Source organism: Labrys okinawensis, assembly GCF_002982075.1.
Taxonomy (GTDB): Bacteria; Pseudomonadota; Alphaproteobacteria; order Rhizobiales; family Labraceae; genus Labrys; species Labrys okinawensis_A.
Genome location: NZ_PUEJ01000006.1, coordinates 281,465 through 295,886 on the forward strand (window position 1 = coordinate 281,465; position 14,422 = coordinate 295,886).

Here is a 14,422-nt window from a genome sequence, read left to right on the forward strand (position 1 = left end):
GAGAAAGGGCGATTTCCCTGAATCGCCCTTTCTCTCTAACCCTTTGTTTTGACCAGGATCGGATTGCCCTTGAGCGTGTTGCTGACGGTGCAGATCCGCTCCGCATCGGCAATGATCGCCGCCTTGGTCGCCTCGTCGAAATCGCCGCCGACCTCGATCGCGACATGGAAGCGTTCGATCCGCGAAGGTTCGTCTGCGGCCTTTTCGCCCTTCACCTCGGCGCGGACCTCGCCGAGCCTGTCGAGCACGCCGAGATTGCTGGCAGCGATGCGGGCGCTGAGCACGAGGCAGGCCGACAAGGAGGCATAGAGCAGGTCGAGCGGATTGAAGCCGGCCTCCGAGGGACGGGTGACCACACCGATCTCGCCGCCGGTGACCGATGTCACCACCGGCTGTCCCAGGCGGGAGAGCACGGCCGTCGCCCCCGTCTGCCTCGGCTTCACTTTGACAACCGACATACCGTTCTCCTCAAGGCGTTTTGCGACCGGATGCCCCCAACGCGATGCCGGAGCAAACAGCCACCTGCCGACACGTCCAGGCCTTCGGCGGGGGGCACGAACGAACTTCGCACTCCCGCGTTTAGCGATAGGCGGAGACGGTTCAGCCTTCCGGCCATGGTGCCACCAAATTACCGCTCTAGCCTCGGCGCGGTTCCAGCGCCTGGCTGCAGGCGCTCGCCGTATTGCTTTCTTCATTCAACAGGCCGGAGACATTTTCAATGACCTTGACCATGCTGAACCGTCGCACCCTCCTTGCGTCCGCGACAGGCATCGCCTTGGCGGCCGGTGCCGGAACCGCTCCCGCAGGCGCCGCTGCCTCGGCTTCCGCCGGCCCGAAAGGCCCGGCCGAACTGCCGCCTCTCCCCTATGAGGCCGCGGCTTTGACGCCCATCATCGATGCCGAAACCATGACGCTGCATCACGACAAGCACCATCAGGCCTATGTCAGCAATTTCAACGCGGCGCTGAAACAGGAGCCGTCGCTGGCAGATCTCAGCTATCCCGATATCCTGGCCGGTCTGGACAAGGTGCCGCAGGGCGTTCGCCAGGCGGTGCGCAACAATCTGGGCGGCCATGTCAACCACACCATGTTCTGGCAGATCATGGGCGCCAAGGGCGGCGAGCCCGAAGGCGACGTCCTCGCCGCCATCGAGCGCGATTTCGGCGATGTCGCCAAGCTGCAGGAAGCGTTCGGTGCCGCCGGCGCCAAGGTCTTCGGCTCAGGCTGGGTGTTCGTCACGGTGACGGGCGAGGGCAAGCTCGCCCTCGATACCAGGCCCAACCAGGATACGCCGCTGATGGACGGCAAGCGCGTGCTCTTCGGCAACGATGTGTGGGAACACGCCTATTACCTGACCTATCGCAACCGCCGGCCCGATTACCTCAAGGCGTGGTGGAAGGTGGTCGACTGGCGCAAGATCGGGGAACGCTATGCGCTCGCGAAGCAAGGCAAGCTGGTGATCTGACGTTCGTAGCGGGCACGAGAGAACAGATAGCAAAAAGCCCTCCCCGCGGCTGCGGGAGGGGCTGGAATGCGGGCGCGCTGCGCGAACTCAGTAACGGTAGAGTTCCGGCTTGAACGGGCCGTTCTGGTTCACGCCGATATAGGCCGACTGCTTGTCGGTGAGCTTGGTCAGGGTGGCGCCGACCTTGGCGAGGTGGAGCGAGGCGACCTTCTCGTCCAGATGCTTGGGCAGCGTGTAGACCTGCTTGCCGTATTGGCTGGGATTGGTCCACAGCTCGATCTGGGCCAGCGTCTGGTTGGTGAAGGAGGCCGACATCACGAAGGAGGGATGGCCGGTGGCGTTGCCGAGATTGACCAGGCGGCCCTCCGACAGGAGGATGATGCGATGGCCGTCGGCGAACTGGATCTCGTCGACCTGCGGCTTCACATTGGTCCACTTCAGGTTGCGCAGGCTGGCGACCTGGATCTCGCTGTCGAAGTGACCGATGTTGCAGACGATGGCGCGGTCCTTCATGGCGCGCATATGGTCGATGGTGATGACGTCGACATTGCCGGTGGCGGTCACGAAGATGTCGGCGCGCGGGGCAGCCTGCTCCATGGTGACGACTTCATAGCCTTCCATCGCAGCCTGCAGGGCGCAGATCGGATCGACTTCCGAAACCAGCACGCGGCAGCCGGCATTGCGCAGCGAGGCAGCCGAGCCCTTGCCGACGTCGCCGAAGCCGGCGACCATGGCGATCTTGCCGGCCATCATCACGTCGGTGCCGCGGCGGATGCCGTCCACCAGCGATTCGCGGCAGCCATAGAGATTGTCGAACTTCGACTTGGTCACCGAGTCGTTCACGTTGATGGCGGGGAACAGCAGCGTGCCCTTCTTGGCCATCTCGTAGAGGCGATGCACGCCCGTGGTGGTCTCCTCGGTCACGCCGCGGATGGCGAGCGCATTCTTGGTGTACCAGCCCGGATGCGTGGTGAGGCGCTTCTTGATCGCGGCGAAGACGACTTCCTCTTCCTCATTGGTGGCGCCGTCGAGGAAGGCGGTGTCGCCCTTCTCGGCGCGCAGGCCCAGATGCATCAGCATGGTGGCGTCGCCGCCATCGTCGAGGATCAAATTGGGCGTGCCGCCATCGGCCCATTCGAAGATCTTGTGGGTGTATTCCCAATATTCTTCCAGCGTCTCGCCCTTGACGGCGAAGACCGGCGTGCCGGCGGCGGCGATGGCCGCGGCGGCGTGGTCCTGGGTCGAGTAGATGTTGCAGGACGCCCAGCGCACGTCGGCGCCGAGGGCCTTCAGCGTCTCGATCAGCACGGCCGTTTGGATGGTCATGTGCAGCGAGCCGGCGATGCGGGCGCCCTTGAGCACCTGGCGCGGGCCATATTCGGCGCGCGTGGCCATCAGGCCCGGCATTTCGCTCTCGGCGATCTCGATTTCCTTACGGCCCCAATCGGCCAGACCGATATCCTTGACGATGTAATCGTGCGTGCTCATTCGATGCTTCCCGCATTTGACATGGCGGGCGTCTAGCACAATCGGCCGTTGTCGGCAATAAGGATATAAGGATTTCTTTATGTGATAGGCCGGGTGTGCCTCCCTCTCCGCCCGGCACCACGCAAAAGGGGCGGGCCAAACCGCCCGCCCCTGTTTCGATCCGATGCCGTGCTCCGGCAGGCCGTGCCTTACTGGCCGAGCTCTTCCCGCGTGGGGAGGCGACCATTCGGCGTCAGCTTGTTGATGATCTCGGGCAAATGCTGCGCGAGCTGGCCGAGCAGGTCGTTGGGATTGACCCCCGCCTTCTGGGCGAGGTTGTTCAGCGTGTCCTGACCGAGGACCTGCCCGAGCTGGCCCGGCTGGATGGGCTGATTCTGCCCTCCTCCGATCCAGGAATTGATCACGTCGCCATGGCCCGATTGCTGGAATTTCTCCAGCAGGCCGCCAAGGCCGCCGAGCAATCCGCCATCGCCGGAGGTATCCGCCTGCTGCGCAGACGGCGCCGGAGCCGGAGCAGGGCTGGAGGCCTGCGTTTCGGGCTGGGCCTCATCGCTGCTGCCCCCCTTCAGCCATTTCGCGAGCAGAAGCGCGCCGGCCGCGATGATCAGCGGCTTGGTGAAATTGTTCTGTGGCACCGCATCGTTCACGGCAGTGTCGAAAAGGCCCATGTCTGCGTCTCCTCGTGTAGGAATAGGGTGCCGCGATAGCCGCGGTCGCCTCTAGTCTTGTGTATCCTGTCTCCGACGACAAGCATTTTACAACAATGAATGCGGCAAAATTTTTTCCGAGATTAGTTTGCCTTACGGCAGGTTAGACCTTGCCAAAAGAATTTGTCACCCTACGATCGTTTAATGGTAAGATTCGGATCTGTTATCCGCCACGAGGGAAAGGCGACTCCATGGGTATCTTGTCTTGGATTATTCTGGGCTTGATCGCGGGCTTTATCGGCAGCAAGGTCGTCAACAAATCGGGTTCCGGTTTGCTGATGGATATCGTGATCGGCATTATCGGCGCACTCGTCGGCGGGTTCATCGCCAAGGCCATGGGCATCGGTACCGTCGATGGCATCAATATCGGCAGCATTCTCATCGCCATTGCCGGTTCGATCATCGTGCTGGTGGGCTACAACGCCCTGGCCCGGCGCTGACCTTGCCAGGATCACACTGTACTGAAAGGCCGGTCGACCGGCCTTTTTCTTTGGAGCCAAGAGTCCTTGGAGCCAAGAGCGCTTGGCGAAGCGCGGTCCGTTTCAGATCCTCGCCGGCATGCGTCCTCGCGTCCGAGGCGATCGCATCACATCCCAAAACGCGTCAGCGATGCAGCACGAAGGCCGGGTCGTAGGGCACGCTGAATTCGCCGACATCGGACAGCACCGCCAGCCTCTCGGCGCGTGCCTCCACCTCCGTCACCCTGTCCCATCCCGCCGGCACCGGCATGATGCCGATGGCCTGCCGCAGGTCGACCTCGCTCGACGGCGTCAGGCTGATCGAGGTCGCGATGCCCTGTTCGCTGTAGTCGTTCGGCTCGATCGAGGCCTTGTGGCCAGCCAATAGATAGGTTCGCACTTCCTCAAGGCCGAGCACGCCGCGATGGCGGCTGTTCCAGGGACTGTAGTAGCGGCCGCCATTGCTCATCCACAACAGGGTGGAGGGAAAGTCTTCCGGCCGCTTCAGGCTAAGCACCAGATCCGCCTCCCGGTGGCGCAGCGCAGCGCCCCAGGCGAGTTCCCGGCCCGGCGCCTCGGGCATCATCACGCAATCCTCGTGGTTGCGGTCGAAGGGATAGCAGCTGAGATTGGCCGTGCCGCCATCGGCAAGGGGAGCCTTCTTGAGATCGCTGAAGCGCGCGGGATAGACCAGGGCCGAGCGCCCTCTGAGCGGATCGGCCTCCTGCGGATCGGCAGGCGTCTCGACGAAACGCTTGGGCGAAAAGCTCAGATGGCCGCCCTGCGGCAGCGACACCATCATGTGCAGGCCCACGGAGACGGCGCCGTCGCCTCCCTGGAACAGATGGCGCTGATAGAGAAAGGGATGGCCGTCGCGCAGGGTGAACTCCTTGACGACACGCGCCCCCATCACCCTTTTTTCCAGCTCGAAGCGGGCCTGGCGCCCGCCATCGACAGCGCGGGTTTCCACGTGTTTCCAGGCCGAATTCGCCGGCCAGCCATGGGCCGGCGAGCCATCGATATCGCTCAGGCCGAAAGGGGCGCACAGGAAATCGCCCGACAGGCGCTGCAGATGGGCCGGCGTATCGGCGGCATGCGTTTCCTCGAGCCAGGGGGCGCGGTGCAGCGGCGCGACCTGGCGCCCGTCGCGCTCCACCACGAGTTCCCGGATATGCCCGACCGCAAGATCCACAGTCACGCGGATGCCGCGCGCTTCGACCGTGACAAACTCTTCATCGGCGGCCATCGACTGCGTCTCCCCTGAATCGGCTGGTTTTTATTCGTGTCAAAACAACAGGATAGAGTTCTTGCACCGTCAGTATGATCCAAACTCGGACGGACGCAACAGGCCGACGTTGCGGGGGTCACCGGTTTGTCCTGCCAGGATATCTCGGTCACCTTCAAGAAGACGCTTGCAACCATATCAATGCACTAATATATTAATCAACGCCACGCAGGGACCGATCACCGGAGCCACCCATCATGCTGGACACGCTGCGACATGCGAATGTGAGGCCGCGCTCCACCGCAACCAATGTCTATGAGATGTTGCGCAGCGACATCGTACTCGGCGTGCTCAGGCCTCAGCAGCCGATTCGTGAAGCCGAGATCGCCGCCAGCCTTTCCGTATCGCGCACACCGGTACGCGAGGCCCTGCTGCGCCTCGCCAATCTCGGTCTGGTCGAGATCTTTCCCCAGAGCGGCACGGTGGTGGCGCCGATCCGGGTCGAGAAGGTCAAGGCCGCCCAGCTGATCCGCGAGGTCGTCGAGGTGGAGGTCAGCCGCAGGGCCTGTCAGGCGGCGAACCAAGCTGATCTCGATGCGCTGGCAGGCATCGTCGACGAACAGGAATTCGCGGCGAGCCGCAAGGATGTGCGCCGCTTCTATGAACTGGACGAAGCCTTCCATCGCCGTATTTTCGCAACGGTCGACTGTCTCGCCGCCGCGGACGAGCTGGAGGACATGAAGGCCCATCTCAATCGGCTGCGCTTCGTCACCGTGAACTGGCCGAACCGGCTGGAAGCCATCATCGCCGAACATCGCGACATCCTTGCCGGCCTTGCGGCTGGCGACGAGGACGCCACCGTCATCGCGATGCGCAATCATCTGCGCACGATTCTTCAGGCGCTCGACAGTTTCGTCACGCGCGCGCCTTGAACCAGAGCCGCCGCAAAGGTGGCCGCCATAACGACAAAACCAGGGCTGCGGCAATGACCGCAGGCAGGAGGGAACCCATGATCTTCACCAAGCTACGTGCGGCGGCCGTTGCCGGCCTGCTCGCCGCGGGATTGCTGGCTCCGGTGAGCCACGCCGCCGACAAGCCACAGCTGACGGTGTCGCATGACAAAGCCGGCTGGCAGGCCAATTTCGAAGCCTATGGCAAGGACGACCCTACCGCGAGTTGGCTCGTCACTCCCTTCGGCGATACCACCAATTACCAGGCCGCCGTGAGGGCCGCCCTGCCGACGCCCTCCGCGCCCGGCATGTTCACCTGGTGGTCGGGCTACCGCATGAAGGATCTGGTGGAGGCCGGCCTGCTGGAGGACCTGACCGCGATCTGGAAGCCGCTGCTGGCCGAAGGCAAGGTCAAGCAGGAAGTCGCCGATGCCTTTTCCTTCGACGGCAAGATCTACGCCGTGCCCAACAATGTCGCCTATTGGGCGATGTTCTACAACAAGAACGTCTACAAGGAGCTCGGCCTCGAGGTTCCCAAGACCTGGGAAGAACTGGAAGGCAACCTTGCCAAGATCAAGGCCGCCGGCAAGGTGCCGATCGGCCAGACCATCGAGGGGCGGTGGCCCGCCTTCATCTGGTTCTCCGAATTCCTGGTGCGGTCCGATCCGGATTTCTACGTCAAGCTGATGGCCGGCAAGGCTAAATATACCGATCCACAGGTCGTGGCGGCCTTCGCCACCTGGAAGGACTGGATGAGCAAGGGCTGGATGGATGACGGCACCTCGCCCTTCGGCTTCACCACCGGCGACAGCATGAACAACTCCTTCGCCCAGGGGAAGGTCGTGCACATGCTGGTCGGCACCTGGTTCGCCGACACCGTCACCAAGGCCGGCACCATCGAAGGGCGGGACTGGGGCCTGTTCGTGCTGCCCAACAAGACCGCCAGCCTGCCGCCGAGCGTGATCTTCGAGGCAGGACCGCTGCTGGTGTCGAAGAATTCCGACACGCATGACACCGCGGTGAAGGCTGCAGCCTATTGGATGAGCAAGGAAGGCGAGCAGCGCTGGGCCGACCTCACCGGTTTCCTCGTCGCCAACAGCGATGCCAAGCTGCCGGCCGACAAGGAAGTCGCCAAGCTCAACGACACCGTGGCCAAGGGCAATTACAAGCTGCTCGGCCGCTACTGGGAATCCACGCCCTCGCCGATCGCCGAGGCGGCCGTCGACGAGATCTCCAAATTCGTGCTTGATCCGAATTCCGCTCCGGAGGTGATGCAGAACCTGCAGAAGATCGCGGACGATTACTGGGCGGCCCAACCCAAACCGTGAGAGAAAGCGCGACCTTTGCCATTGCCGGGCCTGTCCCGGCAATCCAGCCGGCTTTCCCGCACGGGCAAGGCCCTTTGAGGGCTGGAGGCCCGGATCCGAGCCCGGGCATGACAACGGGGAGTGCATTGCCGTTGCCGATCTAAGGGCGAACTGAGCGTGCATGTCCTCGTGCCGCTCGGAAAAAACCAGCGATGCCCCCGCCTGACCTCGAACAAGAAGCCCGACGCAGCGATCATGACTCCCCTGTCCGACCACAAGCAGCGCGAAGCCTATCTCTATGTCGCTCCCGCGGCCCTGATGGTGGGCGTCTTCCTGATCCTGCCGATGCTCTACACCACCCTGCTTGCCTTCACCGACTGGAACGGCATGACGGCACCACGCTTCGTCGGCCTCGCCAATTTCTTCAAGCTGGTGGCGGACACCAATTTCACCCGTCCCTTCGTCAACACGCTGCGCTGGATGGTGCTGGGCGTGGTGCTGCCGGTCGGGCTCGGCTTCTTCTTCGCCTATGCGATTTCGGGGCTGAAGGGCGCGAAGCTGATGCAGATCTGCATCTACATTCCCGCCACCATCTCCGCCTCCGCCGCCGGCATCGTCTTCGGCTTCGTGCTGCGCGACCAGGGCGCCCTCAACATCCTGCTGGACGCCATCGGCCTCGGGGCGCTCAAGGTGAACTGGCTCTATGTCCAGCCCTACAACACCTATGCGATGATCGGGGCCTATACCTGGCAGGCGACCGGCATCAACGTGATGATTTTCCTGGTGGGCCTGCAGAACCTGCCTAAGGAACCGGTGGAAGCGGCGACGCTCGACGGCGCGGGCGGCTTCGTGCTGGCTACCAGGATCATCATTCCCATGCTGATGCCCTATGTGGTGATCGCCTCGCTCCTGGCAGTGATCAACTCCTTCAAGGTGTTCGACACCATCTGGGTGATGACCGGCGGAGGGCCGGCCCGCATGTCCGAAACCCTGGCGGTGACCATGTACAAGGAGGGTTTCGCCAATTTCAAGATGGGCTACGCCTCCGCCGTCGCCGTGGTGATCTCGGCGCTCTCGCTGGTGTTCTCCTATCTCTATCTGCGCAACATGCTCGCGCGAGAAAGCCAGGTATGAGCAGGCAACGCACGATCACCGCGGCCCCGCGCGACCTCAGGAAGACCGTGGCCTCGGGCGCCATGCTGGCGGTAACGCTGGTCTGGCTGTCGCCGATGGCCTTCCTTGTGATGAACACGCTCAAGACGGCCACCGACTACACCCGCGGCCCGCTCAAGCTGCCGACCAGCTTCAACCTCCTCGACAACATCGCCAAGGCCTGGGCGCAGGGAATCCAGGGCGGCTTCATCAACTCGCTGATCTATGGCGCGGCGAGTTCCCTCCTCGCCGTGCTGCTCGCCGCCTTCGCCGCCTATGGCATCGTCAGGCTGAAGCTGCCGCGGGGGCTGGCGTGGTTCCTGTTCATCTATTCGGGCACCATCTTCCCGCTGCAGATGTATCTGATCCCGCTGTTCAAGAGCTATATCGCCCTCGGCATCTACGATACCAAGCTCGGGCTGTTCGCCTTCTACACCGCGATCTGCATTCCCTTCGCCACCTTCGTGATGCGCGGCTTCTTCCTCACCGTACCCTGGGACATCCAGGAGGCGGCGGAGATGGATGGCGCCTCGAGCTGGCAGGTATTCTGGAAGATCATGATGCCGCTCGCCAAGGCGCCCTTCCTGATGCTGACCCTGGTGCAGTTCACCTGGGTGTGGAACGACCTGCTCTTCGGCATGATCCTGGTGCGCTCGCCGGATGCCCGGCCCGTCCAGGTCGCCCTGCTCGGTATGCAAAGCCTCTATGGCCAGGCCGACGCGCCCACCATCATCACCGCCACCCTGATCGTTTCGCTGCCGACGCTCATCCTGTTCCTCATGCTGCAGAAGCACTTCGTCCGCGGCCTGGCCCTGGGAACCACGAGCTGATGCGCCATTCATCCCCTTTCTCCTTCTGCAACCGGATAATGCGATGAAGATCGTCGACCTCAAGGCCACCACCGTCGCCGTGCCGCTCGAGGCGCCGCTGCGCCATGCCGCGGGTGCGCATTGGGGGCGCTTCATCCGCACCATCGTGGAAGTGATCACCGACGAAGGGATCATCGGGCTCGGCGAGATGGGCGGCGGCGGTGAATCGGCCGAGGCGGCGGTGCGCGCCCTGCTGCCCTATCTCGAGGGGCATGATCCGCTGCAGCTCGAGCAGTTGCGCTGGAAGATCATGAATCCCACCGCCTCGCTCTATAACAATCGCATGCAGCTCCATGCCGCCATCGAAATGGCCTGCATGGATGCCGCCGGCAAGAAGCTGGGCATCCGGGCCTGCGACCTGATCGGCGGGGCCGTCCGCGAGGCGATTCCCTTTGCCAGCTACCTTTTCTACCGCTACCCCCATGAGGCGACCGGCCAGGGCGGAGAAACCGGCCCCGACGAAATCGTCGCCCACGCCCGGGAGCTCAAGGCGCGGCACGGCTTCACCAGCCACAAGCTGAAGGGCGGCCTGTTTCCACCGGATCATGATGTCGAGACCTTCCGGGCCCTGGGCGCGGCCTTTCCCGGGGACCGGCTGCGCCTCGACCCCAATGCCGCCTGGTCGGTGGAGGAAGCGGTGCGCGTCGGGCGCGCGATCGAGGATCTCAACAACGATTATTTCGAGGATCCGACCTGGGGTCTGGAAGGCATGCGGCGGCTGCGTGGCCTCGTGCGCATTCCCACCGCAACCAACACGGTGGTGGTGAATTTCGAGCAGCTCGCCGCCAATCTGCGCCTGGAGGCGGTGGACGTCGTGCTGCTCGACACTACCTTCTGGGGCGGCCTGCGCCAGGCGCACAAGGCCGGCACGGTGCTGGAGACCTTCCAATATGGCGCCGCCGTGCATTCTTCGGGCGAGCTCGGCATCCAGCTCGCCTCGATGCTGCATCTGGGCGCGGCGCTGCCGAATCTCTCCTTCGCCGCCGACGCGCATTACCATCATCTCACCGACGACATCATCGTCGGCGGCCCGCTGCGCTATGTCGATGGCACCATTGCGCTGCCGCAGGGTCCGGGCCTCGGCGTCGAGCTCGACCGCGACAAGCTCGCCCGCTACGCCGAGTATTACCGCGAGGTCGGCGGCTACACCTATGACCGCGACCCCGGCCGTCCGGGCTGGTATTCGATCCTGCCCGAACAGCGCTTCGCCGATCCCCGCAAGTAGAGGCCCGTTCAGGCTGCCCGATAGCGCTCGGCCGCATGCTCCTGACGGAAGTTCGGCAGCATGGCGCGACGGGCGGCGTCGAAGGCCTCCCACTGCCCCGCATCCGGCAGAGGCGGAATGGTGATGGCTTCACGCCTGTCGAAGCCGACCAGCGCGGCGTCGACCAGTTCGCCGACCTCCATTACCCCCTCCAGCGCGTTCACGTCGCGGCCGGAGCGCTCCCAGATCTCGGTGCGGGTCGCCGCCGGCAGCACGGCCTGGGTATAGAGACCGCGCGCACCGAACTCGACCTGCAGGGTCTGCGACAGGGTGAGCACGAAAGCCTTCGTTGCCGCGTAGATTCCCAGGGAAATTTCCGGGGCGAGCGCCACCACCGAGGCGATGTTGATGATGGAGCCGCCCCCCGCGGCCAGGAAGCGGGGCGTCACCGCTCCGGCCAGGCGGGTCACTGCCGTCACGTTGAGGCGAATGAGCTTGTCCAGCGCTTCCGAGTCCTGGTCGGCAAAGCTGCCGCGGGAGGCAGCACCGGCATTGTTGACCAGGATGCCGATCTTCGCGTCCTCGCGCAGGCGCGCCTCGATGCGTAGGAGATCCTCCGAAGCCGTCAGATCCGCCTTCAGGACATCGACGGCGACACCGTTCTCCTGGCGAAGGCGGTCGGCAAGCGCGTTCATGCGTGCTTCGTCCCGCGCCACCAGCACAAGGTCATGGCCACGCCGCGCAAAGCGTTCGGCATAGGTCGCGCCGATGCCGGTCGAGGCACCGGTGATGAGGACCGTGGGAAGGGATTTGGTCATGGCAACTCTCCAAATTTATTCATGATGATTATCATGTATAGTGCATTCATGATGGATATCATGTATAAAGTCAAGCGAGACAGGAGGAGCCGTGATGAAAGTCAGCCGCGAGCAGGTCGCCGAGCATCGCCACCGCATTCTGGATGCGGCCGCGCGCCTCTATCGGGAAAAGGGGCTGGAAGGGGTGAGCGTCGCGCAGATCATGGCGGCTGCCGGCCTGACCCATGGCGGCTTCTATGGCCACTTCAAGTCGAAGGAGGACCTGATCGCCCAGGCTCTCGCCCATGTGCTGTCTCAAACCAAGGCCGCCAAACCTCCGGGCCGGACGATGGCCGCCTATGCCGCGGCCTATCTCGACCGGAGCCATTGCGATGCGCGGGCCGAGGGCTGCCCCTTTGCCGCGCTCGGCTCGGAAGCCGTGCGCGGCTCACAGGACACCCGTGCCGTGCTGACCCGCTCCCTGCGCGAGCAGATCGAGGATTTCAGCGCGACCGCGCCCGGCGAAACGCCGCAAGAACGGCGCCGCGCCGCGATTGCCGGATGGGCGGCCATGGTCGGCGCGCTGATTCTGGCCCGTATCGCCGATGATGCCGCCCTTTCCGACGAGATCCTGGAGGCAACGCTCCGGCAGGTGACAGCTCCGTAGCGGACCCGGCCTTCTGCGCCGGCAGGTCCCTGCGGTTCGGTCTTGCGCGAGTCAGGCCCAGCCGAACAAGGTGGGCTCGGGCTTCGGCAGGGCGCCTTCGATCTCGAGCAGGCGACGCTTGGTCGCCACGCCGCCATAGGCCGAGAAGCCGCCGAACTTGCCGCCGGCCGCCATCACCCGATGACAGGGCATTACGATGGTGAAGGGGTTCTGCCCCATGGCCTGGCCGACATCGCGCGCCAGCAGGGGGTCCCCCAATTGCTTGGCGATCTCGCCATAGGTCATGGTGGATCCGGGAGGGATGGACCGCGCCACGGCATAGACCCGGCGATTGAATTCCGGCACTGCCGTCATGTCGAGCTCGATGAAGCCGAGATCGGCGGCTTCCCCCGCCAGCAGGGCTTGAATGGCGGTGATGGCGCGGCGGACCGGCGCCGGCGGTTCGCTCTCCACCGCCTCCGGCAGGGAGCGCAGCATGCGCGCCCTCAGGCCCGCCGGGCTATGGGATGGCAGTTGCACGCTGACCAGGCCCTTGTCGCCCCAGGCCAGGGCGCAGGTGCCGATTTCCGTGTCGAACAAGGCAAAGTGGGGGGAAGTCATCGCTTCGTCTCCCTGTGGTGGAACTTGGCGCGATATCACCGCAAAAAGCCCCGCGCTTCCACCCGATATCTATGGCGGGCAAGTATTGTCTGCCAGACCCGTGGCGCTGTCTAAAACTCCACCATAAAGGCCTTTAGTTTACCAAACGGCATCACCAGGCAGGCCTTCGCAAACTCTAATCGCTCCAAACAAGGGCTGAGTGCGAGAAAATCCGTTCATATCCGTTAAAAAAGCAGGATTTCCGCGCGTTTCCGGTGTACATGCGATGGCGATATCGAACCGGTCATGCGATAACGCGATCGGACGAATCATCGAAAGGATAACATCATGCCTGTCAGCACCAGCGATCTTGCCGACCGTATTGCCGCCGCTCATGGCCTGACTAAGACTGCCGCTAAGGCAGCTGTCGAGGACGTTCTGAAAGGGATCACCGAAGCGGCTGTCAAGGGTGAGGAAGTCTCCCTGAACGGCTTCGGCAAGTTCAAGGTGCAGGCCAAGCCCGCACGCGAAGGCCGCAACCCTTCCACCGGCGCGACCATCAAGATCGCCGCCTCCAAGAAGGTCGTCTTCCAGCCTGCCAAGGCGCTGAAGGATGCCGTGAACGGCTGATTTCGCGGGCCGCAAGCCCCGTTTCAAACACGGGACGGTGTCGTCATGACACCGTCCCGTTTTATTTTGCAGGCACGAACACCGCCTCCAACTGACCGAATAATCGGTAAAAGCCCGATTTTTTGTCATGCCCGTCCAATCAAATATTATTTTTGATCGGCCCCTCAAGCCGGCGGCATGGCCAGCCCGCAGCCGCGCAGGACGATCTCGCCGATGGCGAGCGCGGCTGCCTCGAAATCCTTCTTGGTCAACCGGCTGACCTCCATGGCGTCGCAGGCCAGTACCTCGAAATCGGCGTAGAACTGCGTCGTGCTCCACAGCATGATGAAGAAATGCGGAATGGCGATCGGTGCCATCCTGCCGGCGGCGATCCAGCCTTCGATCACGGCAGCCTTGGCCCGGGTCGCCTGCTTGACATGGTTGCGACCGGCCTTGTCGAGGAATTTCGCGCCGCTGAGGATTTCGTTGGCGAACAGCTTCGACTGGGCGGCGAAGCGGCGTGAATAGTCGAGCTTGGCCCGGATATAGGCCATGATGGCCTCGGCCGGATCGCGCCCGGGCTGCAATTCCTCCAGCGCCGTATCCCAGCTGGCGATCAGCCGGTCGATCAGGGCGCGGTAAATATCCTCCTTGGCCGGGAAGTAATAATAGACATTCGCCTTGGGCAGCCCCGAATGCTCGGCGACCTCGGCGATCCGCGTGCCGTCGAAGCCCTTGCGGGCAAACAGGTCGATCGCGGCGGTCAGGATCGCGGCCTCGTTGCGGGCCCGGATACGCTCTTCGCTGTCCGAGCCGTCCTTACGCGCCTTCTTTGCGCTGGTCGTTGCCACCTTCTCCTCCCGCACTGTGCAATGCGCCCCGTGTCCCGGAAATGCCGGTATCGGAACCCGATGTCAAAACCTGACCGAAGCGTCAGATTTTTTC

Annotated in this window: 16 protein-coding genes; 9 read left to right on the forward strand and 7 right to left on the reverse strand. The window is 63.6% G+C overall.

What is annotated here, in order from left to right; translation table 11 throughout:
* Window positions 1-35: 35 nt before the first annotated feature.
* Window positions 36-458, reverse strand: a complete 423-nt coding sequence (locus C5L14_RS18335; protein ID WP_105863496.1) for an OsmC family protein — start codon at window positions 456-458, stop codon at window positions 36-38.
* Between the two features lie 266 nt (window positions 459-724).
* On the opposite strand from C5L14_RS18335, the gene C5L14_RS18340 reads away from it, so the two are divergent.
* Window positions 725-1,465 (forward strand): superoxide dismutase, encoded by a 741-nt coding sequence (locus C5L14_RS18340; protein WP_105863662.1) that lies wholly within the window; start codon window positions 725-727, stop codon window positions 1,463-1,465.
* An 87-nt stretch (window positions 1,466-1,552) separates the two neighbouring features.
* On the opposite strand, the gene ahcY is transcribed toward C5L14_RS18340, so the two are convergent.
* Both ahcY and C5L14_RS18350 read right to left on the reverse strand, forming a co-directional pair.
* A complete protein-coding gene (gene ahcY, locus C5L14_RS18345) occupies window positions 1,553-2,953 on the reverse strand; it encodes an adenosylhomocysteinase (RefSeq protein WP_105863497.1) in 1,401 nt (466 codons plus the stop codon).
* A gap of 188 nt (window positions 2,954-3,141) precedes the next feature.
* The gene (locus C5L14_RS18350; RefSeq protein WP_105863498.1) at window positions 3,142-3,621 is read right to left on the reverse strand and encodes a YidB family protein; all 480 of its coding nucleotides are present in this window, start codon (window positions 3,619-3,621) and stop codon (window positions 3,142-3,144) included.
* A gap of 230 nt (window positions 3,622-3,851) precedes the next feature.
* Between C5L14_RS18350 and C5L14_RS18355 the strand changes: the two genes are divergently transcribed.
* A complete protein-coding gene (locus C5L14_RS18355) occupies window positions 3,852-4,100 on the forward strand; it encodes a GlsB/YeaQ/YmgE family stress response membrane protein (RefSeq protein ID WP_105863499.1) in 249 nt (82 codons plus the stop codon).
* A gap of 163 nt (window positions 4,101-4,263) precedes the next feature.
* Here the strand turns inward: C5L14_RS18355 and C5L14_RS18360 are convergent, their stop codons facing one another.
* A complete protein-coding gene (locus tag C5L14_RS18360; protein ID WP_105863500.1) occupies window positions 4,264-5,364 on the reverse strand; it encodes a hypothetical protein in 1,101 nt (366 codons plus the stop codon).
* Between the two features lie 236 nt (window positions 5,365-5,600).
* Here C5L14_RS18360 and C5L14_RS18365 point away from each other — a divergent pair, with 236 nt between their 5' ends.
* The 5 genes from C5L14_RS18365 to C5L14_RS18385 all read left to right on the forward strand — a co-directional run bounded on the left by C5L14_RS18365 (window position 5,601) and on the right by C5L14_RS18385 (window position 10,846).
* Window positions 5,601-6,275: a GntR family transcriptional regulator gene (locus C5L14_RS18365; protein ID WP_105863501.1), complete on the forward strand. Its 675-nt coding sequence runs from the start codon at window positions 5,601-5,603 to the stop codon at window positions 6,273-6,275.
* 77 nt (window positions 6,276-6,352) lie between these two features.
* Entirely contained in the window at window positions 6,353-7,621 is a 1,269-nt protein-coding gene (locus tag C5L14_RS18370; protein WP_181161228.1) for an ABC transporter substrate-binding protein, read from the forward strand.
* Between the two features lie 234 nt (window positions 7,622-7,855).
* Window positions 7,856-8,734 (forward strand): carbohydrate ABC transporter permease, encoded by an 879-nt coding sequence (locus tag C5L14_RS18375; protein WP_146126950.1) that lies wholly within the window; start codon window positions 7,856-7,858, stop codon window positions 8,732-8,734.
* A complete protein-coding gene (locus C5L14_RS18380) occupies window positions 8,731-9,582 on the forward strand; it encodes a carbohydrate ABC transporter permease (RefSeq protein WP_105863504.1) in 852 nt (283 codons plus the stop codon). The genes C5L14_RS18375 and C5L14_RS18380 overlap by 4 nt, the downstream gene beginning before the upstream one ends.
* Before the next feature lie 43 nt (window positions 9,583-9,625).
* A complete protein-coding gene (locus C5L14_RS18385; protein WP_105863505.1) occupies window positions 9,626-10,846 on the forward strand; it encodes an enolase C-terminal domain-like protein in 1,221 nt (406 codons plus the stop codon).
* An 8-nt stretch (window positions 10,847-10,854) separates the two neighbouring features.
* Here C5L14_RS18385 and C5L14_RS18390 read toward each other — a convergent pair whose 3' ends face one another.
* Window positions 10,855-11,643 (reverse strand): SDR family NAD(P)-dependent oxidoreductase, encoded by a 789-nt coding sequence (locus C5L14_RS18390; protein WP_105863506.1) that lies wholly within the window; start codon window positions 11,641-11,643, stop codon window positions 10,855-10,857.
* 94 nt (window positions 11,644-11,737) lie between these two features.
* Between C5L14_RS18390 and C5L14_RS18395 the strand changes: the two genes are divergently transcribed.
* Window positions 11,738-12,289: a TetR/AcrR family transcriptional regulator gene (locus C5L14_RS18395; RefSeq protein WP_105863507.1), complete on the forward strand. Its 552-nt coding sequence runs from the start codon at window positions 11,738-11,740 to the stop codon at window positions 12,287-12,289.
* A gap of 51 nt (window positions 12,290-12,340) precedes the next feature.
* Here C5L14_RS18395 and C5L14_RS18400 read toward each other — a convergent pair whose 3' ends face one another.
* The gene (locus tag C5L14_RS18400; protein WP_105863508.1) at window positions 12,341-12,889 is read right to left on the reverse strand and encodes a methylated-DNA--[protein]-cysteine S-methyltransferase; all 549 of its coding nucleotides are present in this window, start codon (window positions 12,887-12,889) and stop codon (window positions 12,341-12,343) included.
* Window positions 12,890-13,216: 327 nt separating this feature from the next.
* Here C5L14_RS18400 and C5L14_RS18405 point away from each other — a divergent pair, with 327 nt between their 5' ends.
* Window positions 13,217-13,498: an HU family DNA-binding protein gene (locus C5L14_RS18405; protein ID WP_068297566.1), complete on the forward strand. Its 282-nt coding sequence runs from the start codon at window positions 13,217-13,219 to the stop codon at window positions 13,496-13,498.
* 164 nt (window positions 13,499-13,662) lie between these two features.
* On the opposite strand, the gene C5L14_RS18410 is transcribed toward C5L14_RS18405, so the two are convergent.
* Window positions 13,663-14,328 carry a TetR family transcriptional regulator C-terminal domain-containing protein gene (locus C5L14_RS18410; RefSeq protein ID WP_105863509.1) on the reverse strand — a complete coding sequence of 222 codons (666 nt, stop codon included), beginning with the start codon at window positions 14,326-14,328 and terminating at the stop codon, window positions 13,663-13,665.
* Between the last annotated feature and the right edge of the window lie 94 nt (window positions 14,329-14,422).

What these genes read in the sequence shown, in the direction of transcription:
- C5L14_RS18335 (WP_105863496.1), bottom strand. Translation starts at nt 458, where the DNA reads ATGTCGGTTGTCAAAGTGAAGCCGAGGCAGACGGGGGCGACGGCCGTG.
- ahcY (WP_105863497.1), bottom strand. Translation starts at nt 2,953, where the DNA reads ATGAGCACGCACGATTACATCGTCAAGGATATCGGTCTGGCCGATTGG.
- C5L14_RS18350 (WP_105863498.1), bottom strand. Translation starts at nt 3,621, where the DNA reads ATGGGCCTTTTCGACACTGCCGTGAACGATGCGGTGCCACAGAACAAT.
- C5L14_RS18355 (WP_105863499.1), top strand. Translation starts at nt 3,852, where the DNA reads ATGGGTATCTTGTCTTGGATTATTCTGGGCTTGATCGCGGGCTTTATC.
- C5L14_RS18360 (WP_105863500.1), bottom strand. Translation starts at nt 5,364, where the DNA reads ATGGCCGCCGATGAAGAGTTTGTCACGGTCGAAGCGCGCGGCATCCGC.
- C5L14_RS18365 (WP_105863501.1), top strand. Translation starts at nt 5,601, where the DNA reads ATGCTGGACACGCTGCGACATGCGAATGTGAGGCCGCGCTCCACCGCA.
- C5L14_RS18370 (WP_181161228.1), top strand. Translation starts at nt 6,353, where the DNA reads ATGATCTTCACCAAGCTACGTGCGGCGGCCGTTGCCGGCCTGCTCGCC.
- C5L14_RS18375 (WP_146126950.1), top strand. Translation starts at nt 7,856, where the DNA reads ATGACTCCCCTGTCCGACCACAAGCAGCGCGAAGCCTATCTCTATGTC.
- C5L14_RS18380 (WP_105863504.1), top strand. Translation starts at nt 8,731, where the DNA reads ATGAGCAGGCAACGCACGATCACCGCGGCCCCGCGCGACCTCAGGAAG.
- C5L14_RS18385 (WP_105863505.1), top strand. Translation starts at nt 9,626, where the DNA reads ATGAAGATCGTCGACCTCAAGGCCACCACCGTCGCCGTGCCGCTCGAG.
- C5L14_RS18390 (WP_105863506.1), bottom strand. Translation starts at nt 11,643, where the DNA reads ATGACCAAATCCCTTCCCACGGTCCTCATCACCGGTGCCTCGACCGGC.
- C5L14_RS18395 (WP_105863507.1), top strand. Translation starts at nt 11,738, where the DNA reads ATGAAAGTCAGCCGCGAGCAGGTCGCCGAGCATCGCCACCGCATTCTG.
- C5L14_RS18400 (WP_105863508.1), bottom strand. Translation starts at nt 12,889, where the DNA reads ATGACTTCCCCCCACTTTGCCTTGTTCGACACGGAAATCGGCACCTGC.
- C5L14_RS18405 (WP_068297566.1), top strand. Translation starts at nt 13,217, where the DNA reads ATGCCTGTCAGCACCAGCGATCTTGCCGACCGTATTGCCGCCGCTCAT.